This is a genomic window from Paenibacillus sp. SORGH_AS_0306 (genome assembly GCF_030819345.1).
In the GTDB taxonomy this organism is placed as follows: Bacteria; Bacillota; Bacilli; order Paenibacillales; family Paenibacillaceae; genus Saccharibacillus; species Saccharibacillus kyungheensis.
This window is the reverse complement of record NZ_JAUTBP010000001.1, coordinates 37,391-62,295: the sequence shown is the minus strand read 5'-3', so window position 1 is coordinate 62,295 and position 24,905 is coordinate 37,391. Positions and strand designations below refer to the sequence as shown.

Annotated in this window: 21 protein-coding genes; 3 read left to right on the top strand and 18 right to left on the bottom strand. The window is 38.6% G+C overall.

All coding sequences use genetic code 11. The features are described from left to right. Positions 1-175: 175 nt before the first annotated feature. From hxlB to QE450_RS00255, 4 genes are all read right to left on the bottom strand, one after another. Positions 176-742, bottom strand: a complete 567-nt coding sequence (gene hxlB / locus QE450_RS00270) for a 6-phospho-3-hexuloisomerase (protein WP_273614876.1) — start codon at positions 740-742, stop codon at positions 176-178. A gap of 24 nt (positions 743-766) precedes the next feature. Continuing rightward, complete coding sequence (gene hxlA / locus QE450_RS00265) at positions 767-1,462, bottom strand: 3-hexulose-6-phosphate synthase (RefSeq protein WP_307295704.1); 696 nt, start codon at positions 1,460-1,462, stop codon at positions 767-769. Positions 1,463-1,572: 110 nt separating this feature from the next. Then, entirely contained in the window at positions 1,573-2,871 is a 1,299-nt protein-coding gene (locus QE450_RS00260) for an MFS transporter (protein ID WP_273614874.1), read from the bottom strand. Between the two features lie 2 nt (positions 2,872-2,873). Next, on the bottom strand, positions 2,874-4,775 hold the full coding sequence (locus tag QE450_RS00255; RefSeq protein ID WP_307295700.1) for a PfkB family carbohydrate kinase: 1,902 nt from the start codon (positions 4,773-4,775) through the stop codon (positions 2,874-2,876). A gap of 326 nt (positions 4,776-5,101) precedes the next feature. Here QE450_RS00255 and QE450_RS00250 point away from each other — a divergent pair, with 326 nt between their 5' ends. Continuing rightward, a complete protein-coding gene (locus QE450_RS00250) occupies positions 5,102-5,548 on the top strand; it encodes a GNAT family N-acetyltransferase (protein ID WP_307302536.1) in 447 nt (148 codons plus the stop codon). Between the two features lie 104 nt (positions 5,549-5,652). On the opposite strand, the gene QE450_RS00245 is transcribed toward QE450_RS00250, so the two are convergent. Then, positions 5,653-6,678 (bottom strand): LacI family DNA-binding transcriptional regulator, encoded by a 1,026-nt coding sequence (locus QE450_RS00245; protein ID WP_307295697.1) that lies wholly within the window; start codon positions 6,676-6,678, stop codon positions 5,653-5,655. Positions 6,679-6,878: 200 nt separating this feature from the next. Here QE450_RS00245 and QE450_RS00240 point away from each other — a divergent pair, with 200 nt between their 5' ends. Together QE450_RS00240 and QE450_RS00235 are read left to right on the top strand one after the other, a co-directional pair. Beyond that, positions 6,879-7,337, top strand: a complete 459-nt coding sequence (locus QE450_RS00240; RefSeq protein ID WP_274170973.1) for a MarR family winged helix-turn-helix transcriptional regulator — start codon at positions 6,879-6,881, stop codon at positions 7,335-7,337. A 54-nt stretch (positions 7,338-7,391) separates the two neighbouring features. Continuing rightward, positions 7,392-8,729, top strand: a complete 1,338-nt coding sequence (locus QE450_RS00235; protein WP_307295694.1) for an SCP2 sterol-binding domain-containing protein — start codon at positions 7,392-7,394, stop codon at positions 8,727-8,729. A 146-nt stretch (positions 8,730-8,875) separates the two neighbouring features. Here the strand turns inward: QE450_RS00235 and QE450_RS00230 are convergent, their stop codons facing one another. From QE450_RS00230 to QE450_RS00170, 13 genes are all read right to left on the bottom strand, one after another. Further along, positions 8,876-9,415, bottom strand: a complete 540-nt coding sequence (locus QE450_RS00230; protein ID WP_307295692.1) for a GNAT family N-acetyltransferase — start codon at positions 9,413-9,415, stop codon at positions 8,876-8,878. Positions 9,416-9,508: 93 nt separating this feature from the next. Further along, a complete protein-coding gene (locus QE450_RS00225) occupies positions 9,509-10,360 on the bottom strand; it encodes a barstar family protein (protein WP_307295689.1) in 852 nt (283 codons plus the stop codon). A gap of 190 nt (positions 10,361-10,550) precedes the next feature. Beyond that, the gene (locus QE450_RS00220) at positions 10,551-11,051 is read right to left on the bottom strand and encodes a hypothetical protein (protein ID WP_307295688.1); all 501 of its coding nucleotides are present in this window, start codon (positions 11,049-11,051) and stop codon (positions 10,551-10,553) included. Positions 11,052-11,106: 55 nt separating this feature from the next. Beyond that, on the bottom strand, positions 11,107-11,577 hold the full coding sequence (locus QE450_RS00215; protein ID WP_307295686.1) for a hypothetical protein: 471 nt from the start codon (positions 11,575-11,577) through the stop codon (positions 11,107-11,109). Position 11,578: 1 nt separating this feature from the next. Beyond that, the gene (locus QE450_RS00210) at positions 11,579-11,878 is read right to left on the bottom strand and encodes a pre-toxin TG domain-containing protein (protein WP_307295684.1); all 300 of its coding nucleotides are present in this window, start codon (positions 11,876-11,878) and stop codon (positions 11,579-11,581) included. A 267-nt stretch (positions 11,879-12,145) separates the two neighbouring features. After that, positions 12,146-12,541, bottom strand: coding sequence for a hypothetical protein (locus QE450_RS00205; protein WP_307295682.1), 396 nt, complete (start codon positions 12,539-12,541; stop codon positions 12,146-12,148). Positions 12,542-12,543: 2 nt separating this feature from the next. Beyond that, complete coding sequence (locus QE450_RS00200; RefSeq protein ID WP_307295680.1) at positions 12,544-13,140, bottom strand: zincin-like metallopeptidase toxin domain-containing protein; 597 nt, start codon at positions 13,138-13,140, stop codon at positions 12,544-12,546. A gap of 202 nt (positions 13,141-13,342) precedes the next feature. Beyond that, positions 13,343-13,699, bottom strand: a complete 357-nt coding sequence (locus QE450_RS00195) for a hypothetical protein (protein WP_307295678.1) — start codon at positions 13,697-13,699, stop codon at positions 13,343-13,345. 191 nt (positions 13,700-13,890) lie between these two features. Continuing rightward, positions 13,891-14,256, bottom strand: a complete 366-nt coding sequence (cdiI, locus tag QE450_RS00190) for a ribonuclease toxin immunity protein CdiI (protein ID WP_307295676.1) — start codon at positions 14,254-14,256, stop codon at positions 13,891-13,893. Between the two features lie 51 nt (positions 14,257-14,307). Continuing rightward, positions 14,308-15,051: a pre-toxin TG domain-containing protein gene (locus QE450_RS00185; protein ID WP_307295674.1), complete on the bottom strand. Its 744-nt coding sequence runs from the start codon at positions 15,049-15,051 to the stop codon at positions 14,308-14,310. A 235-nt stretch (positions 15,052-15,286) separates the two neighbouring features. Continuing rightward, positions 15,287-15,538, bottom strand: coding sequence for a hypothetical protein (locus QE450_RS00180; protein WP_301264037.1), 252 nt, complete (start codon positions 15,536-15,538; stop codon positions 15,287-15,289). Between the two features lie 13 nt (positions 15,539-15,551). Beyond that, entirely contained in the window at positions 15,552-24,101 is an 8,550-nt protein-coding gene (locus QE450_RS00175; RefSeq protein ID WP_307295671.1) for an RHS repeat-associated core domain-containing protein, read from the bottom strand. Then, the gene (locus QE450_RS00170) at positions 24,101-24,859 is read right to left on the bottom strand and encodes an RHS repeat domain-containing protein (RefSeq protein ID WP_301263980.1); all 759 of its coding nucleotides are present in this window, start codon (positions 24,857-24,859) and stop codon (positions 24,101-24,103) included. The genes QE450_RS00175 and QE450_RS00170 overlap by 1 nt, the downstream gene beginning before the upstream one ends. Between the last annotated feature and the right edge of the window lie 46 nt (positions 24,860-24,905).

Here is a 24,905-nt window from a genome sequence, read left to right as displayed (position 1 = left end):
TATTGTAGCTTTATCTTACTAGCTATTTTCTCATAACAAATAACACACTAAAAACCCTGCTCGCCTGATGGATAAGCACTTTTCACTACAAAGTGTTCTGTATCCAAAAATGGTGTGCAGGGTTTTTGATATTTATCATATTCCTATCTATTCTATCAGTAGTAAATGTAATTACTTATTCGACATTGCTGTGTTTGGCAAATACATCACCATGTTGAACTTGCTTGAGCTGTCCGTAATTCAAGCAGACTGCGTCCAGTAATACATGTGTACATTGATCAAATAAAGAACCTAACGGCTGAATACTTGGCGCTTCACCTTCTCGTCTGTACTTGGTTGCTGCTGGAATATGCAAGATTGTATCTGCTAGAGTACCTAGTGGCGATGATTCGTCGGTAGTCACCGCCACAATATGGCATCCTAACTCTTTGGCTTTGTCTGCGGTCCATACAGCCGCTTTGGTGGTGCCTGATCCAGATACAGCGATTAGTAGATCACCCGCAGCAAGTGCAGGTGTGACCGTTTCTCCAATCACATGGGAATCAGCCCCTAGATGCATCAACCGCATTGCAAATGATTTAGCCATAAATCCAGATCGTCCTTCACCGGTTACAAAAATACGCTGACTATTTACTAATTGGGTAGCTAGCTGTTGAATCGTTTCTTGTGGAACCTGCGTGATCACCTGACTAATCTCAGCAATAATCTGCTCTGCGGTTGCTGTCGATTGAACTTGGTTCATTGAATATCACTCCCTGTTATATAGTTATAAAGAAGCTAAAGGGTTAACGTTTGGGATAGCAAATTGATTAATCTGTTCTCGAATCTGTTGCGCCGCTTGTTGGGGTTGAGCAGCTTGAGTAATCGCAGAACCCACAATAATCACAGACGGAGATTGCTGTAAAATTGTCGGTAATGTCGTTAACGTAATTCCGCCTGCTACCGCAATCTGAGGTGTTGCATCATTAGAATGAGAAGTAGCATGAGCTTCATGTCTATTTAATTGCCCAGCCTTTTGTCCGTTATGCTCTTGCTCGTCTTTGCTAACATGATGGCATAATACAGCATCTGTATAGCGCTCAAGATCTTGAATTCGATCAGGCGATACGCTGAGCAGATCAATCATTGTCTGCCCCTGATAGCGACGTGCTGTCTGCATACATAATTCTAATGTAGCATCTGGCGCCGCTCCCATAACAGTAGCGACATCTGCTCCTGCTTCAAAACACAGCTCGAATTCGTATTTCGCATTATCAAAAGTTTTGATATCGGCAACAATGATTTTATGTGGAAAAGCTTGCTTCATCTGACGTACACTTTCGATGCCAAATTCTTTGATTAGGGATGTACCCACTTCGATCCAATCAACATGTTGCTCTACTTGTTTGGCCATCGTTATCGCTTCCGGGATAGTCATTCGATCTAGCGCTAATTGCACACGTACTGGTTGTTGTTCACTCATACTCCTTCACTCCTTTACCAAATATAGACTATATTTTTTTACATCATTAGATATACAAGAATTACGCTGTTGTATTGTTGTGTTATTTTATCTGTTCACTACTCTTTGGATTACGTCGCACTGACTTTGCGTTTCCATTCTGGAGAAGCTTGAGGTTTCTGCGTCTGTGGCTTGCGTACCATCATTGTTAAGATCGCCGACAGAAGCAGTGATCCCGCCATAAACATATACGACGCATCGAACCCACCTGTCAGATCATTTAGATACCCTACAATATAAGAACCGGCAAATGAACCTAATGCTCCCATACTGTTAATCAATGCCATAGCTCCACCGGCTACATTACGTGGCAAGACTTCCGGTACAATCGCAAAAAACGGGCCATACGGCGCATACATCGCTCCACCAGCAATCACAAGTAGTACAAATGAAATCCAGAAATGATTTGGTCCAATGAGATAGGAACCGTAAAAAGCAAGCGCACCAATCAATAAGAACGGCCAGACAAAGTTTTTGCGACTTTGCATTTTATCAGAAAAGAATGAAGTCACTAGCATCAAAATAACAGCCAGTACATACGGAACAGCGGCTAACCAGCCTGTTGATACCATATCCATATTCGGTGCTTTGGCAATAATAGATGGCAACCACATCACAAATCCGTACACTCCAATACTCCAGAAAAAGTATTGCAGACTTAACTTAATAACCGTAGGCGAACGAAAAGCTTCGCGGTAATTTTTTACTTGCTTCATTCCTGCTTGTTCACGTTCTAATTCATCTTCTAATGCTTGTTTTTCTGCATCGGTTAACCATTTGGCTTCTGAAGGCTTATCTTGCACTACTTTCCACCATACAAATGCCCAGATAATAGCTGGCATCCCTTCTATAATAAACATCCAACGCCAACCGACTGCGGTCACTAGATAACCGGAAATAATCGACATCCACAAAACAGTTGCAGGATTACCTAAAATCAGAAAAGTATTTGCACGTGAACGTTCTTTGTTCGTAAACCAGTGCGCATTAAAAACAAGCATTGCTGGCATGACCGCGCTCTCAACAACTCCAAGTGCGAATCGGATAACGATCAACAGATTGACATTGGTGATCATCCCTGTAGCGGATGCAAGTCCACCCCATAGAATTAATGACCAGAAAATCAGTTTTTTCGCACTTTTTTTCTCTGCATAATGAGCACCTGGAATTTGGAAAAAGAAATAACCTAGAAAGAAAAGCGCTCCCAGTAACGATGACATCGCTGCTGAAATATTTAGATCATGTGCCATACCTGATGCCGCGCCAAAGCTATAATTCGCACGATCCAGATAAGCGAGGCTATACGTAATAAAAATAACCGGAATCAGTCTTAACCAACGAGAAGCAGGTAATGCTGTCTTTTCTTGCATGTTTATTTCACTCCTTCCAAAGATGGGTCATAACGAGTAACGTCCTCAACGACTATATCTGTTGCTGGATATCTGGGATGGTGTTCAATCATATATTGTAATTCATTTTCCGAAGGGTATCCTTCATGATCGCCGATCGATTGGACTGCTAAAGCTCCAATGGCACATCCTCTAGTGATCGCTTCTTTTATTGTCAGTCCAGCTAACCAACCACTAACAGTTCCAACAGCAAATCCATCTCCTGCACCTACCGTATCAATCACTTGCTCGACGATAAAACCAGATACTGTGCCTGATTGTTCCTGCGTGCGATAATAAGCACCAGCCGGGCCTAATTTAACGACAACGACTTTGACTCCTTGCTGCAAGTAAAATTCAGCAATTTCTTCAGGTATTGATGATCCTGTTAATATCTGTCCTTCTTCAATACCTGGCAACACGATATCAGCTTGAATAGCAAAATGGTTGATCGTCTCGATCATTTCAGTATGACTGCTCCACAATGCAGGACGCAGATTAGGATCAAATGAAATACTTCGATGGTGAGCACGCATCTGCTGAATTACATGCTGTGCAAATACACGATTACGATCTGATAATGCTAACGGAATACCTGTCATATGCAAATGACGTGCTGAGCTAAAATAAGTAGCATCCAGATCAGTTATACTCATCTGACTTGCTGCTGATCCACGACGGAAATATTGAACTTGTGGATCACCGCTGATGACTTTGGACTTGAGCTGAAATCCTGTAGGACGTTCTGGATCTATCTGTACATGATCTAGATTCACATGTTCACTCGCTAGCTTATGTTGGACAAAAGTTCCAAATGCATCGGCACCGACTTTACTTGCCCAACCCGATCGAAGACCGAGACGTGCAAATCCAATCGCTGCATTGGCTTCTGCTCCTGCTAACCGTTTACTAAATAAAGCCACATCATGCAGATCGCCTACTTCTTCAGCTACAAACATAGTCATTGCTTCGCCAAATGTCACAATGTCCAGTGATATATTATCACTTTCTACAGGTAAGTTGGATAATGGTAAAAGCTTATTTCCATTTACTCTAGCAGTATCTGTTGGATGATCCATCGCAATGTTGCCCCTTCCTGCTGTGTTTAGTACATGGTTGTAATATTTAATCTCTGTATCATCAGATAAAGTAAATTCGATCGCCCGCCATGCTTGATTCGGAAGAATTTCAATTACTTGTCGCCATAATGCTTTTTCCTCTATCGGTAAAGGAAGTGTTAGATATCTATTCTCTTGCTGAACCGAATGCTTCGCATGAATATAAGTCACATAAGGTGATAAACATTGCGCCGCTTCCAGTGCATCTTGTCCTGCATACAACCAGTTACCGATATCGAATGTCATTCCGATCGAATACCATTGCGAATGCGCTTGCAAAGTAGCTAATTGTTCAAAAAACGAAAGTATATGTGCAGGATCTCCCCCGTATGTTGTCTGATCGTTTTCTATCCATAGATGAATTGGAGATACCGATGACTGTTCAGCAAAAAATTGATCCAAACTTGTAAGCAATACATCTATAGAAGATTGCACATTATTATAATGACCAAGTGATAACTTGACTGCCTCTGCTCCTAATCGCTGCGCTTCTGTGAAAGAACGATATACTATTTCTTGATTCAGTCTATGATTCTTTTGCCATAACGAAGCAGGTACAGAATAAACAGTATACAAAAGATTAGCTTGTTGAATCGCTTGTCTACACTGTTCTAAAGGCAAACTATCGTCTGACTCTACAAAAAGTTCACGACGAATCTCTATGCCCTGTGCTCCAAGATCAGCAATACGTGTAGCTACTTGTGATTGTGCAACTTCTCCACTAACGACATCTGCAAAAACAGAAGTAGGAATAATAGTAATCGACATTGATAATCTCCTTTCAACTACAAAGTAGAGCATTACTATCTATTTCATCTGCTCGATTGATATGAAAATGTTCAACATAATAAGTGAATTTCAATTTAATAAATCGGTTTAGTAAATCGGTTTACGAGGTCAGTATAATGCAACTATTTTATAAATACAAGTCTTTTTGTAAACGTTATCTGTATTTATATGGTAAAAGGTACTTTGGACCCATTCTGAAATAAATAACTAATAATCAACTAATAAATATAAATTTATTTGCATTTAAATTCATAATTATGTATATTTATTTTTTACATATAAAGGAGATGATGTTTTTGGAAACTGTGCCGACAGTGATTCGTCAAGCAACTACAGCAGATATCGAGGCGTTGATAACTATTATGAACGAATATATTGGAGACTTTTATCAAAAGCCCAAACCGCCTGTAGAAAAGCTACATCATCTGATTACAACGTTATTGGATCTGCAATTAGGGGTACAATTTGTAGTCGAGCAAAATGATCAGACTGTAGGGTTTGCCACATTATACTTTTCATTCAGCTCGATCAAAGCTGATAAAGTCACGATTATGAACGATCTTTATCTGCAAGAGCATTTGCGTGATACCGAAGTGGAAGTTCAATTGTTTAAGCACTGCCAGACGTATACTCAAGATCATGGATTTGCTCATATGAGCTGGGTAGCTGCACCGCATAATACACGTGCGCATCGCTTTTTTGATCGAATGGGATGTACGAGAGTCGATTGGGTCGATTATATGATTGTATAGCACCAAAAAAGACCGTCTAACATCAAGTTGATCAGATGTTGGACGGTCTTTTTTTGATCACAAACGTATAGTTCTATCTTCATTCTGATGATCAAGTATTCATTTTATTGTATATTCATCGATTGTGCCGAAGATTCGCGGATCATTAATGTACAAGTAAATTGCTTTTCTTGTATAGCTGGTTGTTCTTGTTGTGTACTCTGTGCAGAAATCGAAGCAAGTAACATTTCTGCGGCTTGTCTGCCCATGTCATGCGAAGGTTGAACAATCGTAGACAATGTAGGGGTTAGCAATTCAGCAAACGGTATATTATCAAATACGATCAATGCCATATCTTGCGGAATCTGCAATTGATATTCTTTGAGAAAAGCAAGAACTTCAAGCAATACCAGATCATTACCTGCAATAATTGCTGTTGGTAATTGCTGTTGCTGTGCCCAGGTGCTTAATGTATGACGTAATTGCTTAACTTCATCCGATAATATCATCGGTGTGATCTGTGGTAATAGCTCCTCCATCGCACGTGTATATCCATGTACTCGCTCTACACGAGTAGAAATAGACAGCGGTGCTGTAAGCATTGCAATATGTTGGTGCCCCGTATGGATCAGATGTTCTGTCGCTTTATACGCAGCTTGTTCATTATCTACAACGACACGACTTACCTGTACCCCTTCCAGCTTCCGATCTACAAATACTAATGGGAAGCCTTCTTGAACTAGCTTCTGATACAAAGGAGTTAGTTGACCGGACGGAAAAGCAATCACTCCATCTACTTGCTTGGAGCGCAACAATTCCAGATCTTCACGTTCTCTTGCTTCATCTTCATCGGTATTGCATAGAATTACGCTAATGCCCTGTTCCCGACAATAACTCTCAATCCCCCGACAGATTTCCAAAGAAAATTGATGCAACATATTTGCAACGATTACGCCAATCGTAAACGTACGTTTTTGTTTGAGACTACGTGCCAGTACATTCGGACGATAATCCAATGCCTGAATCGCCGCAGCTATTTTATCTTTTGTATTACTGCTCATATATTCATAACGCCCGTTAAGATATTGGGAGACTGTACTTTTGGATACTCCTGCTTCACGAGCTACATCTGCCATTGTCATTTTCGCCATAGTTACTGCCCTTTCTCTATGATCCGAGTGTAGTTACAGATGCTCATACGGATATGGTTGATCTGTGTTTGAATATTATCATAGCGTAAGGACTCATTGTAGCACAAATGGCTATTTTTGAAGAATATCTCATCTGGTTGCTACGCTGTAAAACAAGCATAAAGATTGACATCAACAAATATGTGTATATACTCATATTTATGAGAAACGATAATTCTAATCTGCCCAAAACAATCGATTACACAGCAGAGTGCGCCTGCTTAAATTTTAGAAAAGCGTCACGTTTTATTACTAGCCTATATGATGAGTATTTAAGACCTGTAGGGCTTCGAGCGACCCAGTTATCATTGCTGATGGCACTTGAACAAGCAGGATCGGTCACTATTACGACTCTTGCTGAATTACTTTTGATGGATCGGACTACACTACCACGCGATCTAAAACCACTTGAACGAAATGGATGGGTATCAATTACACCAGGAGAGGATCGTAGAAAACGTTTTATTGCTTTGACACCTGACGGTCAGCACCTTCTTAACACAGCCTTACCATTATGGGAACAGGCACAAGTTCGTGTACAAGAGTATATGGGCGAAGATCGTTATAGAGGTTTACTTGGACAATTATCTGATATTGTGAAGCTAAATAGACAAAATTAATTTTTTTTGATCAATTAGGTGTATATACACTTATTTTAGAAAGGATCGATATATATGGCTGATATGAAAAAACATCCTACTGTTCTTCGTTATTATGAATCGGTTGCGCAATCTACCCCTGTCAAAAATGAAATTCTTGATTATGATTGGATACGTGAATTATGTCTGGACGCTGGAGCAGATGATGTCGGAGTGATTTCTATGGAACGTTCCGAATTGGATGATCAACGTGAAGATATTCTATCTGTATTTCCACATGCTAAAACGATGATTAGCTTTGTTGCTAAAATGAACCGAGAACCGATCCGTACCCCTGCTCGCTCACTTGCTAATATTGAATTTCATCATACAGGGGATAGGGTAGCAGATATATCTCATAATATCGTATCTACATTAGAAGCACGAGGCATACGGGCTTTGAATGCAGCTATGGGGTTCCCGATGGAAATGGATAAGTTTCCCGGCAAAGCATGGGTCGTTTCACTTAAACCTGTAGCGGTTGCAGCAGGCTTAGGTAAGATGGGGATTCATCGCAATGTCATCCATCCCAAATTCGGTAATTTTATTCTACTAGGCGCTATTATACTAGATGCTCCGGTTAGCAAAGAAGACCGTCCAATCGACTATAATCCTTGTCTGGAATGTAAACTTTGCGTAGCCGCCTGCCCGGTAGGTGCAATCGGTGCGGATGGACAATTCAATTTCTCATCTTGTGCTACACATAATTATCGGGAATTTATGGGGGGTTTTAGCGATTTTGTAGAGACGGTAGTAGAGAGCAAAAATACGAAAGAATTTCGGAGCGAAGTACCGGCAACTGAAGCGGCTTCATGGTGGCAAAGTTTGAGTTTTGGTGCTAATTATAAAGCGGCTTATTGCTTATCTGTTTGTCCGGCAGGCGATGATGTAATCGGGCCATTTCTAGAAGATCGCAAAGGATTTATGAAAGATATCGTAAAACCGTTGCAAGCAAAAGAAGAGACTATTTATGTGATACCTAATTCAGATGCAGAAGCGCATGTCAAAAAACGTTTTCCTCATAAAACGATCAAACGCGTTGGTAATGGATTAATACCGAATTCGATCGGTCTTCTGGTGACTCTTATGCCTCATGTATTTCAGCCAAATCAGTCAGCAGACTTAAACTGCACGTATCACTTTACATTCACAGGCAATGAAAATAGACAAACCACATTCGATATTCGAGATAAAAAGCTTCAGGTACAAGACGGTCTACAGGGTACACCCGACATCCAGATTACAGTAGACAGCAAAACATGGCTTAAAATCGTAGCGAAAGAAAAAAATGTAGGCGTAGCCTTACTCACAGGAAAACTACGGCTCAAAGGTAATCCTAAATTGCTGATGAAATTTGAAAAGTGCTTTGCATAATAGCAAATGTAGCATAATACTAGAATACATTTTTATTTTGTAATTGATATGAAAAAGAAACCCTGATAAGTGATACCGTTCAGGGTTTCTTTTTTTTAGTTTAGCATGTAATAACAGAGACATATCCCTATATAAGCTAATATTACTTATGATTTGGAGCGAGCTGTATATTCTTTTGCAAGTATAGAATACAGAGAAGAATCATGAAATTCGCCTTTATAATACCAGTGTTCACGCATAATACCTTCGCATGTCATTCCAATCTTCTGCATCACTTTCTCTGAAGCGATATTAGCCGGGCGACAGGTAGCATAGATTCGATGTACATCCAATGTCTCAAATCCATAAGCCAATATAGCACGCGCAGCTTCTGTTACATAACCGTTGCCCTGGTAATCAGGATTCAGCACGTAACCTATTTCAGCATTAGTGTTGTGGACATGGATACCAATCCCACCCATCAATACCCCTTCATCTTTCAAGCAAATAGCAAATTCATAATCTTGACGAGAAGATTGCTGTTGCTGAGCGATAGCCTCTTCAACATACGCCTTAGTATCTGCTTCAGTATTAGGCCCCCACGCAGTATATTGGGTCACCTCTGGCAATTGCGTATAAGTATGAATCGCTTCCCAATCACTATGTTGTATTTCACGAATAAGCAGTCGCTGTGTTTCTAATTGCATATATAATTCCTCCGTTTTATTGTTATTGTATTGAGATACTATAGTTATATGTAGTACAACTCTCTATACTGATGATCTTAGAGAAATCTTATTTTATTTCAAAATAATCGTCACACCAACCCGCTCCAAGTTCTCTACTACTGCATCTATTAAAGGACGATCTCCGATTTCTTCAAAAAAATCTTCTTCATCGATATGATTCTTTTCTTGGCGTACAGCTTCAATCTCTTTTTGCCATGCGTGTTGATCTAGACTATTTTTTGCTATATGACTATTCGTCCATATAAGTATAAATGGAGATAATGCTCCATATCCGCCATACGTACAGTCAATCATTGAATTAATGTTTTTGCCAAAATAACCACCTGCTCCATTCACTGCTTCTCCGATTGCACAAAAAAATGAACAATAATCTACAATACATGTACCATCGAGTTCAAAACGTTGAGGAACTGAATCGTTAACTTGCTGTATCCTGTGGGAATCATGATAAAGACTCACTATGTTCAACCAATCTCGCTTACCGTCTTCATTGTATATAGCCCATTCATTCTTTTGAGTAGGCTTACACTCTCTCCACCGTTCCCATAGCTGAAGCTGATTAACAGAAGGAATGTCGTCTGAAGAAATATTCAGATTGAATTGGACAGGTATAGTGGGAAAACCTAGCTTATGATACTTGATATCGTCATGGATAAAAATCGGATATCTTCCGATTACATTGTGATGTTTATTAAGTATTCCGATATAAGCCAGTCTAGAAAAAGATTCTTTGCGCTGTATTATGTATTGTTTGAATTCTTCTGTAAATGTAAATAGGTGAAGTGCGAGTTGGTCACTTTGATTAGCTACTGAGTGAACGGATGCATTTGAGAACTGGATAGTGTTACAATACCCGATCGTCAGGTTGCTATCATCATCTATAAGAGAATATTTGAAGGACATATTAAACAGCTCCTTTCTGTATACATTATTTTTTCATAAATGCACCTCATCTACTTAGACAAATTTATCTACATCTTAATTAGGTAATACTACTGTATATTCTGAATATTGAAAATTAAGAAATCGGTCTTTATATTCATGTATATTAGCATAGCGCCTTTTAAATTTTCTGTAAAAAAATAAGTTTTATTTATTCTGTTTGTACAAATAAATTTTGCCCATCTACTATCCAATACCAATATTTCTCAGGGATATCTTCAACAGAATTTTTATAATATCCAATCCATCCGTCGGGTACATATAATTCGTAAGAGGCAGGTTCAGGATAGTAAGATATTAATTGTTTGTGATCGAAATTTACATATAAAGAAGGGTACATATCTGAAATATCTATGTAGGTGTCTTGATATGTAGCTTGCTTCAATATATGTTTGAGTTCTTCTACTTCAACTTCGTCGTCTGCAATGTTCTCCAAAAATGCTTTTGCTGTATCTTCGTTAACTACGGGAATATTAAATCTTTCTGAAAAATCATTTGGATTTGGAACATAAAATCCCTTCTCAACATAAGCAGCAATTAACTTTTTGAAATCTAAAAACCATATCTCCTTATCTGTCACAAACCATCGGTAAGAATCCATATATTGAACTAAAACGATTATATTTTCTGCATACTTCGGCTGCGTCTTCAATTTTTCTTCTCCTTTGTCTAACATGTGCTTTTCGTTAGTTCTCATTTACAACATATTATTGATCAGATAACATAAAATGCAATTTTATTTTACTTTCAATAGTACTATCCATACCATAGATTTCAAAATAGGAAGTATCAAATGGTCGAATTTCGATTTCCGCTTCAGGATGCTGCAATCCTTCATTTTCTTCTGTATCTGGTAACCTATCAAAGTTCCATTCTACATGTCTGCCTTTCTTGATGCCTATAAATACTCCTGAATAGAACTGAATAACCCCACTTGCCTTTTCAATTAATTCGTCTGTACTTAGAAATTCCGAATAGGCATTTGAAAATAATTCTGCAAATGCTCGGTCACTACTCCCAAATACATCGAATGCAAACCAAATAAGATCAGAAGTTTCCTCTCTAATACAATTTATGATTTCAACAAGTTGTTCTCCTAAACAATTGATCTCACTTTTAAAATGCCTTTCATGGAGTCTAAGTAGAAATGTGGATTTTTTTAAATCATTATCATTCAATTTATGCTCTCCTTACATCTAATAATATATTATGTTCTAACGGATTTCGCACAAGAAATAAGAAATGAATTTTTAATGTAGTGACTCCATTGGCGATGCGTTCTCCTACAGATCGTTGTTCACCTGTAATGTAGTTAACTCCGCTAATCGTTTCTTGAATCCCCTTCACCGTTCTTACGTACCGAATCGCATCAGCTCCATAGCTTAATCCTGTTGCGAACCAAGAATGTCCATCCGCACTCAGTCCAAATGAATCAATATATGAGATTGGAGTCCCATTTACATATGCATAGCGGTTCATCGTCAATCCATCATCAATACTTCCACTCAGAATATCTCAATTGACGAAACATTTGATCTCTGGATTGTAGTACGTTTTTCATGTCGTGTACCACTTGTTTAGATCGGTTATAGCTTCATCGCATCCTAAAGATTCAATGTAGATGTCGTACAGATTTGAAGATTTAATAGTTTATACGTATAGTATGATTAGAAAATTATTAAATAAAAAGAAATCTTGAAAGATAAGTTCTTTCAAGATTTCTTTTTATTTTTTTAAAACAAACCGTTATAATTCTACTGGTTGTCCATTTTGACCTAACATCCCCATTACTTTACGATCTCGATCCGATACAATTAACGTATAATCTTCAAACAAAAAAGGGTTAGGTGGTAAATCTACTGTTACTCTCCATGCTGGTCGAATATCATCATTTTCTCTGTTTTCTCGATCTCTTTTGAACGTATATCCTTCATCAAAATATAATCTTTCGATTTGTTCATTTACGATCCCTTCCTCTTTATTTTCTTTATGATATTTTTTAGCAATTTCTATTGCTTCTTCCGGTTTTAATACAGTATCCATAGTGATCTCGTTTATTCTACGATGATGTCTAGGAAAATTCCGATCTACTTCCTCAAGTATTTTTTTTAATTCTTCTTTAGTTCTATTATATCTTTTCAATTCTACTCACCTTCCAAATCATTAATATATTCTTTTGAATGATTGATTGAGTTATCATCAAACAATTCTTCATTTTTCATAACTCTTGAAAATACATACTCTTCTCGCTCTAATCGACTAAGATTCATATACGTATCTTTCCCTATGGCTAACCATTGCTCTGCATGATATCCTTCATGATACAATTTAATTAAACTCGGATTTTTCTTGGTCCATATTTCTGCATTACTATAATCAAATCCTGCTTCATATTTCCCTGTAAGTACTTTTCTTCTTTTATCTACATTTACAGTGACTCCAACTTGTCCCCATGTTTTCTTGAATTGTCGAATCTCTTTCCTAGATGCTAAATTTTCTCCTATACTATTTTTGAGAATTTGAACTTTTCGGTAATCTAGGGTTTCATGGATAACTTTGCTATCAATACTAGTCTTCCCAAACTGCTTAATAACACAACCTCCAGCATCAATAACTCTCTCGGTTCCATACTTTCCGACATACTTCGCCCCAGGAATTGGGATCAAGCTTATTAATGTACCGACACCATTGGCTACTCGATCTCCTACAGATAGTTGTTCACCTCTAACATAATATTTCATTTAAATAATTGCTATAAATAATTTATATTCACCAAATCAGGAATAGCATTTGATAAGGATATTTTCACTGCATTAAACATCTTATCACTATCTGCACTCACTTCATCTAATTTCACAAATTTGAATCATTAATCTCTTATAGCTTGAGTTTGAACTATTAAAACGAATAATTAAACGATTTTCAAGTTATTTTAAACTACCTTTAATTATAATACCCTTGACCAACAGCCCATAATAAATATTCAAGTTTTGCAAGCAAAGCAACTTTATCCGTTGTAGAATAACTTTCTATCGGATTAGACCAATCTAAATTTTTAATTAATTCTAATTCATATTCTCCTTGAGGGTCTGCTTCTGGATACCCTCCAATATCTAAAATAATATGATCTCGAATATAACTCATCTGAAGTAAATCTTCTGTGAAATTAATCCATTTCTCATCTTCTTCATTCAATGTCTTTGGATCTAATTCTACAAAACTATTGTAGTCTACTTTCCAAGAAGACGGTATCCGTATGGGTTGCAATGTTAATATTGGTAGTTCTGGTTTAACTCTCATACTAGCCACTCCAATTTTTATATTTAAAAGACTAATAAACAGCTTTGAATATCACATAAAATAATAAACAAAACTAGCAAAAAACAGGTCTATTCTAGTAATAGTTTACTAAAATAGACCTGTTTAGTGTAATTAGATAGTATACGCAAATGTATTAATAGAATTTTTATTATTTGGTTTGGAATATTTTATTAAGAAATATTAAGTTTTTTTTTAATCTCCTTTAATTGAGCTTCAACTTCAACCTTTGCATTTGGATTGTTTATTAAATAATCTATACTTGCTTCTTTTAAATGATGATAGAAAGTAGTGTAATCTAATACTAGCGTTTGATCTTCTTCCACTGCTGGGTAATCAAAAAAATAACAAACTCCTATTTCACCAAAATAGCCTTCATCCCATTCATTTAGTTCATTCGCAAAAACACACCACACATGTTCACTTCCACCAAATCCTTTTTCTTCACAAAAATTTTTAAGTGCTTTTAAAAAGTATCCCCCTTCAAGATGTCTATAATACATATTCAATAATTCTTTTTCTGTTAAATTGTCGCTCATCACAGCATCCTCCTAAAAATTATTTTGATAAAGTCGGGAAGAAATTCGTTATTATACCGTTCTCATCAGGTATCCTGTGAATTTTAAACCATTTGAAGCTGTTCCTCTAATTTCTCTACCTATTATCTCTCCATTCTCCGTTGCTTCCTTACCCCATGCTATCATTTGGTTATTGGAGATTACATTTGGATCATATACTGTTTTGGGATGGAAAATATTTTTAAACTGATTAGGTATTACTTTTAATTCTTTATCAAGAGCAGGAAGTCTGTACTGAACCTGAAACACTCCAGAAACTGTAGAATGCGATGTTTTGGAAATAATGATATCGTCTAGGTTCCAACCTTGGTCTGTTATAATTTTTTCAAAGCTTTGTAAATTGTGTCCTCCAACAACTCCCTTATTCCCTTTTCTAACAATACCTTGAGCGTTGATTATATGATCTTCAAAATTAGCCAAGTATTTAAAACTATTTTTATTCTTGGCTACTCTTGCTATAACCCAACTACCGCCATCAATCGCTCCTTTAGTTAAGGCTTTCCCTGCAATTTTGCCTCCAGGTACCCAACTTAAGAGAACTCCGCCTCCATTGGCTACTCGATCTGCAACCGATAATTGATCTCCTGTGACATAGTTGACTCCGGTAAATATTTCTTGTAGCCCTTTGAGTGTACCTAATCCTGGCACAGCATCCGCTAAGAAACTACCAATCGTTTTAAATATCTCGTCACTATCCGCACTCAATCCAAACGAATCAATATACGAAATCGGATTCCCATACACATACCGATTCATTGTCAATACTTCCACTCGACACATCTCGGTTCACAAAGCTTTTGATCTCAAAACTCGATAGTACTTTTATACACTTAGAGATTACTAAAAACATTACAGTCGTAAGTATAGATGATTTGTTTTTGATATATTGGCATGCTTTTCTTTATCTAATTCCGTATATAGTAATAGCTCGTTTAACTTAAGGAAATAAAAAAGAAGCTTTGACGGGCTTAAGCCTATCAAAGCTTCTTTTTTAAGATTCAAATGTCATTTTATCTAGAAAAATCCCATTTTCCTTAATCACACACCTTGCTAGTCTTTGAGCTGCTCTATCGAAGTAAAATTGATTTGAATGATTCACATTATCAATCGGTTCCAATTCAGAGAACATTCTGGTTTCTTTATTTAATTGAATTTTCCCCATAATATTTTCATTAGGACCAAATCTGTAAATTACAATCTGCTCATCTTCATACTCTTTAAAAAGTAAAACAAAAGCTCCCATCTAGTAATCACCTCTAATCTATTTCCCATGGACGACCTGATTTAACAGCAGCATCATGAGCAGTTTCATAATCAGTCTTAAATATACCTTCAAATCTTGACTCAAATAATTCATGATTCAATAAATCAATATCTTTTTTAGTATAATTTCCTTGTTGTAATCTAATCCAAGCCTGAGCAATTTCATAATCTGAATGAAATCTTCCATACCCACTAGACTTTATATGCTCTTTAAAAAATACATGGTCTTTAATTCTTTGAATTCTACTTTCTTTCATTTCACTATTTATAGCTATTTTTCGAACATCAGTATTGGAAGATCTAATGTTATCATACATTTTGTCTGCTTCAGCTTCAATACGAAAATATTCATCTATTGATGAGAGATTTTTACGTCCTCCTGTTTGGATATTTTTTGTACGTTTCCCAAACTGCTTAACAATCCAACTACCCGCATCGATTGCCGCTTCGGTTCCATATTTTCCAACATACTTCGTCCCTGGGAATGGAATCAATCCCGTTAATGAACCAATTCCATTGGCGACTCGGTCAGCTACAGACAATTGTTCGCCTGTAATGTAATTGACGCCCGTAATCGTTTCTTGGAAACCTTTCACAGTTCCCAAAATAGGAACGGCATCGGCTCCGTAGCTCAATCCTGTCGTTACCCAAGAATCTCCATCCGCACTCAGTCCAAACGGATCAATATACGAAATCGGATTTCCATTCACATACGCATACCGGTTCATGGTCAGTCCATCATCAATACTGCCACTTAGAACATCTCGATTCACAAAGCGTTTGATCTCTGGGTTGTAGTACCTTGCTCGCATCTGGTACAACCCGTTTGGATCGGTCATGACTCCATCGCGTCCGTTGTATTGGAACGGTTGCTCGGTCGTGCCTTCGTGCCCTAAAGATTCACCGTAGGTGCCGTAGCTGTACGTATCGGTCAGTTGTCCGTTGGCATCGGTCAACGCTATTGTACTTCCACGACGGTCGTAGTGATAGCTTTGGTACGCTCCGTTTGCGTCTTGCCGTCCAATTAAGCCGTTACCGTACACATACCATGCTGTCGGTTTGCCTGATGCATCGGTTTCCATCAGTACTTGAGACAGAACTGCTTCTGGATTGATCACATATTTCGTTGTTGTTCCGTTAACGGTCATCGACGTGCGATGATTTTCGTTATCGTAGCCATATTGTACACCGCCAGCTTCTACCAGACGGTTACGTGCATCGAAGGTATAGTTTTGCATTTGTCCTGCCAGTGGGCCGACTAGCATATTCCCTTCGGCATCGTACTTCACAGCTTCGCCATTGACCGTAGCCAGACGATTGTCTGCACTATAGGTCATCGTCATATCGCCTGTACCGTAGACATCTGCGGTTACACTTGCTGGTTGCGTGTATACATCTGTTTGTACATCGGATGATACGTTGTCTGTGGTTTCTGGTAATCCTTCGCTTTGGATCATCACATCTTCAAGCGATGGAGATAGTCCAGGGCCATAGACATCCGAAGTAACGCCAGTCAGATCAGTGGTGATTTCGCCACCGTCTTCATTCGTCACTTGTCCTACCTGATCATACATGTAATTGTATTCGTACAATACCGTTCCATCCGCTTGCAGGTCTTTCAACGTTAATACTTGTCCTGCGGCATCGTACGTACGAACTTCTTTCGTTCCATCTGGACGGGTTGTCGATAACAAGCGACTATTCGCATCATACGTATAAGATGTTTGACGTCCTGCCCAGTCTGTTACTGTCGACAATCGACCGTTGGCATGGTACGTATACGCTACTTTTTTGCCATCTGGATACGTGAGTCCTGTTAATTGTCCTGCGGCATCGTAACTATAAGAAATGGTCTGTCCATCTCCATTAGTGAACGATTCAACACGGTTCAATTGGTCATAATTACGTACCAATACTTCGCCATTGCTACCTTTAACCGAAGTAATATTTCCATTGGCATCGTAGTCATACGACACACTACCTGCTTCATCGGTAAATTGGCTCAAGTTCCCTGCGGCATCGTAGCTATATTTACTATTGCGACCGTTTTTATCGGTATCGCTACCCAGTAATCCTACGTTGTTGTACGTGTAGCTATGGTTACCCCCTGCTTCATCTTGCTCTGAAGTCAGACGTCCAAGCAGATCGTACTGATATTTGGCGCGATTACCGTTGGCATCGACCATTTGAGTAATCTGGCTAAACGCATCAATCGTCTGCAATGTACTGCCTTGAATCGCATCTTTGACTGATGTTAATTGGTTTTTACGATCATATCCATAAGTGGTTGTGCGTTTTAATGGATCGACTGATTGTGTTAACTGATTCAGATCGTTGTACGTGCTTGTGTACGTATATCCTAGTGCATCTGTCATTTTGACCGGATTGCCTGCAGTATCGTACTCTACAGTGTACATTTTGTGATTGAGTGCATCATAGGCTTCAATCGGACGACCTAGCTTGTCGTATGCATATTTTACAGTAGCGCCTGCGGCATTGGTCTCCGTCATTAGGCGACCGGCTGCATCATACGTAAATGAACTCTTACGACCAAGTGGATCAGTGACAGCGGTCATATTGCCTTCGCTATCATAAGTGATCGAGAGTGTACCACCCAGTGCATTACGAACCGATGTTAACTGTCCATTGGCATCATAACTGTAGCTTGTAGTGTTGCCACGTGCATCAGTGACACTTGCTAGATTGTCTTGACGATCATAGGTGTAACTTACTTTATTTTTGAGCGGATCAATCATAGTGATTAATTGATCATTATCATTATATACAGCTTGTGAAAGGTTGCCTTCTGCATCGCTTTGAGTCGTCATGCGACCTGCGGCATCATAACCTACTTTCATCATCTCGCCTGTAGAAGCAGTGACTGTATCTAACTTGTATCCATTGTAGCTATAGATCGTTTTGCCACCACGTGGATCGGTTGCGGCAGTTAGCATGCCTTTGTCATTGTACTCATACGATACTTTATAACCTTCTGTATCGGTTGTACTGATTAGACGACTATTGGCATCATACGTGCTTGTAATACTGTTGCCGTCAGGTCCTGTTGCTTTGAGCAAGTTCCCTTTCGCATCATAAGTCAATGTCATCGATAGACCAGATGGATCGGTATTTTTGGTCAAATTTCCTTTGCTATCGTATTCGAACTTCGCTGTCTGACCTAGCGCATTCGTAATACTTGTACGATTACCTTGAGCATCATAGGTATAACTTGTTTTGCCGTTATTCGCATCTTGTACTTCAACCAATTGATAATTGATATTATGCACACGTTTTTGAATATCACCGTTGCGATCTGTAATCGTCGTGGTGAGCATTCCGTCTGCATTACTATAAGCAAATGTTGTTGGTTGATGAGCTGTGATCCCATCATTTTGACGTAGTATTCTGCCTTTGCCATCATAAGCATTTGAGAATACAAGCTTGCCATCTAGTGAACCTGTCAAAATTTGATTGTTCTTATTGTACGTATACGTCGTCTTGTGACTACCCGGGTCTGTTAGTGTAATCAATCGACCGGTATCGTCATAAGTAAACGTAGATGTACGACCCGCTTGATCTGCAACAGTCGCTACTTTACCGATAGCATTGTACGTTAAGACTAACTTCGCTCCACTGGTCGGTTCAGTCACAGATAGTAACTTACCTGCATTATCGTACTGCATCGTCATCGTAATTCCGCCACGTTCACCCATTGATTGCAGCGTTCCGTTAGCAGCGAAAATATAATGCGTTCCATCGTAACGCGTCAAGGTGTATGTGCCATTTGCATTTTTTTGCAATTGGTCATTACGGATTGCACGTTCTACAGGTGTATAGGTTGCTTTGTCGCTATTGAGCGTAAAGTTATTGGTGCGGAAAGCATTCCAATACACGGTCATCTGACCGGTTGTATTGTTTTTACTCAAACGTATTTCAAAGTTATGACTCCATCCTTTACCCAGACCACCATTGCCTTGTAAAAGCGCATAGTACTGAGCTTGGAAAGGAATATCTACAGTTCCATGAGCAACCATCATCGTTTTGTTAATGATTTGTGCTCCTGTAGAAGTATCAACTGGATCAGCATAATACGTCTGTTGATCATAATCGGCTGGATCGATCGTACCGACAGAAGGATTTACTACAGGTGGAACAGGAACTGGAATCGTTGTTGTAGCTTCCATTTGGAACGATCCGTATGGGCTGTACAATTCATACGTCGTTGTTCCTGTATTACGAATAACGGTCGTATTACCCGCTCCGATAGTAACAGTACCTGAACCTGTCTGTTCTTCTCCTTGTTCTGTCCAGTAACTGAACTTACTACCTACATTAAGCGTACGTGCATGATCATGTACATTGGTTGCTTTGACCAGCGCATTCGGTGCTAATGTATAAAGCGATAATGCAGGGTTCACTTGATCTTCAAAATTAAAATTGTCTTTATTTCCATTCACCAATGTATTGGCAGCTTGTTGCCCTGTAAGAATCGCATAACCACCTGCTGGAACAGATACCGAATTACCCGTTGACTTGCGATCAACATTTACAGGTTGGCCTGAAGCATCGTATACAGCCACATCGTATTTACCATCTACAGATAATGTAGCTAAACTACTTGATGTATTAGTGGCTTTCATCGTCTGATCCATAGTCAATGTTTTGACTAACAGATCATCACCTTGTGTGACTTTGATCGCTTCAGTTGGTGCATAGACTGTAATAGGTGCTACATCGACATTCGTCACTACCAGACGTGATGAAGCAGGAACAGCATGATAACTAGCTGTTGTTCCTGTACTCGAAGTGGTTAATGTGCCATTCGCATTGTACAGTTGATAACTATGATTACCTGCTAATTTGACGAAAAAGCTTCCTGGTGAAATATTACGGATTGAATAGCTTTCACCGATTTCAAGCGTTTTGATCGTTACCGGTTTACCGCTCACTGTTGCGATTTTGTATGCATCGTACGAACCTTGAACCGTTACGTTAGCTGTACCTGATGCTGCAACAACAATACGATCTCCTTTGGTCATCGCTTGTGAAGAAAGTACTCCCCAACCATACTCACGCACTTCTTTATTCGCTTTGTACTGTGCGTAATCATAAGGATTCCCATTGAAATATAAAAACATTTGATTTAGTGCATTTTGTTCAAACGCCATAGAATCATTCGTAGATAACGTTTTGATAAATGTGACTGGATTGCTTCGGTCGACGAACTTAAACGATTCGAAAGGACCATAGACCACATTGTACATGTCATCACTATTTTGAATCGCTATTTTGGCGTTAGGATCTAACGTTTGTCTAGGTGTTCCACTTAATCCAAAGCTATATTGTTTTAAAGCTCCTGTACTGTCATAAGTCGCCATATCATAGATTTGCTCAATCGTTAATTGAGAAGGAATACTGTCTATATTGGTCGCTTCTAGACTTTGACCAGGTGCTAGTGCTTTTTTCACCAAAGCAGGATTCGTACGATTCGCGATCTTAAGTGCATCATAAGAACCTTCAATCATTACTGAATGTGCTGTTGGTGTTGTAATCGCAATACGCTCTCCATGCTCTAGAAGTTCAACTCCGCTTGTTGCTGCTCGTGCTACTGCATCAATTCCACCGTTTGCATCTCGTTTGACATAATCGTAGATATTATCTACAGCGTTGAGATACACATTAAATGACTTCGCAGGTTGTGTATTCGTAATATCTACACTCTCATCGGTATTCAATACCTTCTGGAATGTAACTGGATTGGTACGTGAAGTGACTTTGAATGTGTCATATGCTCCATACATCAATCCATTGATCTCAGCCATATTTTGCACAGCTAGACGTTCACCGTTCTCTACTATTTGTGCAGTAGAACTGCTATGGTTGCGGCTATATACATTTAATACGTTATTGGTAAATAAGGCTGAATCATAATCAACGGTTAGACGTATTTGTCCTGATTTTACTCCTGTGTATTCTGCTTCTACACTTTGACGTGGAGCTAGACTATATTCTACTAGAGCAGGATTTGTACGTGCTTGAATAGTAAAAGCATCATAAGGGCCTTCTACTGTGAGATCGGTAGAGATCGTATTTGTAATCGACATTCTATTAGATGTAGGGATACTTTTAGTAGAACTTGTCTCATTTTTGCCCATATCTATAGATTGCCCTGCTTGATACTCTGCAAAATCGTATGTTCCTGTTGGATAAACAAAGAATGTTTTGCTTGTTTTATTCGTAAAATCCAGACTTTGTTTTGTAGATAATGTTTTCTTAAAGGTTACTGGATTGATACGATCTTTCCCTGTAAATAATTCAAATGCGGCGTACGCATCTATTGTTTTGACATCTGTGTTCATAACAGCTAAGCGCTGATTAGGATCTACAGAACGATATGTTGTCGCTGTACCACGATAATAGCTGTTAGGCTGATCTGCGGTATCATAATCCATCAAGTCATGTTTACCTGTAAAATAAACCATTTCGTTTGATTTATCTTTGTTGATAAACTCGGCACTCTGATTGATCGCTAATTGCTTCACAAGTAGTGCAGGATCGCTACTCGATTGAGCTGTTGTTACATCATACGGACTCAACACTACAAGCTGACTACTTCCAGAATTCGTTAGTGTCACTCGTTCTCCATTATAAAAAGGGAGTGACTTGGCGACACGGTCATGGTCTAGTGAGCGTAATGTGTCATCTGCACGATAACTCGCTTGATCATACATACCATCTGTATACATACTGAACATCGCCGGACTGGTGTTTGTTAATTTCACACTTTGCCCTGCATTAAGATATCCTTTGTATAGAGCAGGTTCGGCGCGACTACTGATATCAAATGCGTCGTAAGGACCGGATACCGTCATCGCTTGATTACCACTATTGGTGGTGATTATTTTCTCATCTTTACTAATTAGATGTCTTGCATTTACGATTGGATTATCAAAATCATCCACTTTATTGTTCTCTTTTTTGTAGACAGCATAATGATGTTGTCCACTTGCCGTAATATAAAATGAATAGTTAGACGTATTGATCGTTTTTAACGTTTCGCCTACATTCAGTACACGATTAAATGTCACTGGCTGTGTACGAGCAGTCGCTACAAATGCTTCATAAGGCCCGTTGATACTCATCGTAACATTGCCTTTGCTTGTGTTGGTTACTGCTACTCTTTCACCTGGATCAGGGTATACATGTGAAGATCCTACGTTAGGTGCATAATCATTAATACCCGCACTATCATATAGAGCATAGTCAAATTCACCTGTCACAAACAAACCTGTTTTGGTAGGAGATACGTTCTTCACTTCTACCGAATTACCTGGAGAGATATTCTGTTCCAGTAAAGCAGGATTAGTTGAATCGGATATCACTGAATTCACTTTAGGAATTTTAATTTTAATCGCTTGTCCATTGTAAGCAGGGTTGGTAATAACAACATAGTTACCAATTCCCATAATGTAGCTAGCACTTGTATTTAAAATATCATAACTATCTACAGCCCCATTGGACTTGTACTCGGCAATCTGGAAACCTTTATCTCCGTTATCAGTTAACAGTTTCATGGTATCGCCAGAGTTGTTGAGCACTTTAATACTTTTGCCGGGTGCTAATGTTTTGGTTATCATCGGCGGTTCAACTTGAGTCGTGGTATAGAATGCCCCGTATGCACCACTAACTAACATGGATGGCCCATCGACATTGGTCACAATCAATGTCTCACCAGCACCAACATACTTGGTCACTGTTTTGGTTGTACCTGTTGAACTTACAGAACCATCCTCATTATATAGTGTGAATTCGTAAGTCCCTCCATTGTCAATATAGACATAAAAAGGCTTACTTAGTTGGTTTGTTGCTTGAAACGATCCACCAATAGGAACGTTATAACGAAAATCTGCTGGTTCAGTAGAACCCAAAAAATTAATAGGAAATGCAGGAGCAACAACATCATATGCTACTGTGTCACGATTTGTTACAATCATTGATCCATTTTTCGCTACAGTTTCTGAACCTTTAGCTTTTTTACGTGTAAATGTAGGAGATGATAATTCTCCGTCTGCTCCATAATGAATATTGGCATTAATTCCACCAATATCAATCGGCTGTGAATAATCTGGATTCAAATTTTGTACGAAAACACTGTTACCTGGTAATAAATTAAATCGACTTAAAGCTTGTCCAGCAGTCGTTAATACTGTGAATGTTTTACTCTTCATATCTATAGTTAATGGTGAGGGTGAATTATTAGTTAAACGTAGTTTCTGATTAATTGCCAAAGTAATAGGAGCATATGCTGTTTTAGTATCATACAGAGATACATCTCCATTGGATAAATATTTTACATAATCGTAATTATTACCTGTAACATATACTGTTGCGGAAGTAGAATAACCATGCGTAATGTCTACACTTTGCCCTGAGCCAAGTGAATATACACCTGTTGCCGCAGAAGCAGAATGCATTTTAAAACCTACAAAGATAGCCAATAAGACAACAACAAGAAAGGCCAACCGTACATATTTATTTTTCATTAACGGTTATCCTCCTGTGTTGTCTGTTCAAATGTACGATCAGCAAATCCTGCTTGTGCTGTACCCTTTGATTTGAGAAGAACAATCTGTAAATGAACTCTGGCTTTGACTGCTTTCGCTGGAGCTTTTAAGTTAGCACCATATGTATGCCAGTCCGAATTTTGCTTGAGATTCAAAATGTTATTGTAATGTACTAATTTATTGTTTTTATCATAATAATTAATAATGACTTGCACGACAGCATCTTTTACATTGTTACTCTGCACCCAGCCATTATAAGAATAGGTTTGCCCTGCTTTGACAGGAATATCGCGGTAAATATTAGCTCCGCCTGTGCGTTTGGACGATACATCGATCCATTGTGTGTTCATCATAGAAGAAGAGGAATGGTATACATCGCTTGCTACGGTAGTGTCGCTATACACATTATGTACAACTGATTGAGGTGTCATATTTGCTATAGGTGCATATACATCTTCTGTTGCTGTACGATAACTTGCTTTAATTCCTTTCGTGGTATAAGCTGTCCACCCTGCAATAACGTTAGAAGCTTGCCGTAACGATTTACTATTAGTATTGGAGGTGACACTTAACAAGTTTCCACCCTGATCATACGTATATATCGTTTGCTTGCCATCTTTGGTGACTGATGTGACCCGACCTAGATCATCGTATTGATACTCTGCTGCATACATGAGTGGAGCTGTGAGTAACATGCTAATCATACTGAGTACTATCATCGTGCTAATCTTTCTCATTTTATTAAATTCCTCTCCCTTTTGAATATCATTGACTCATACAACT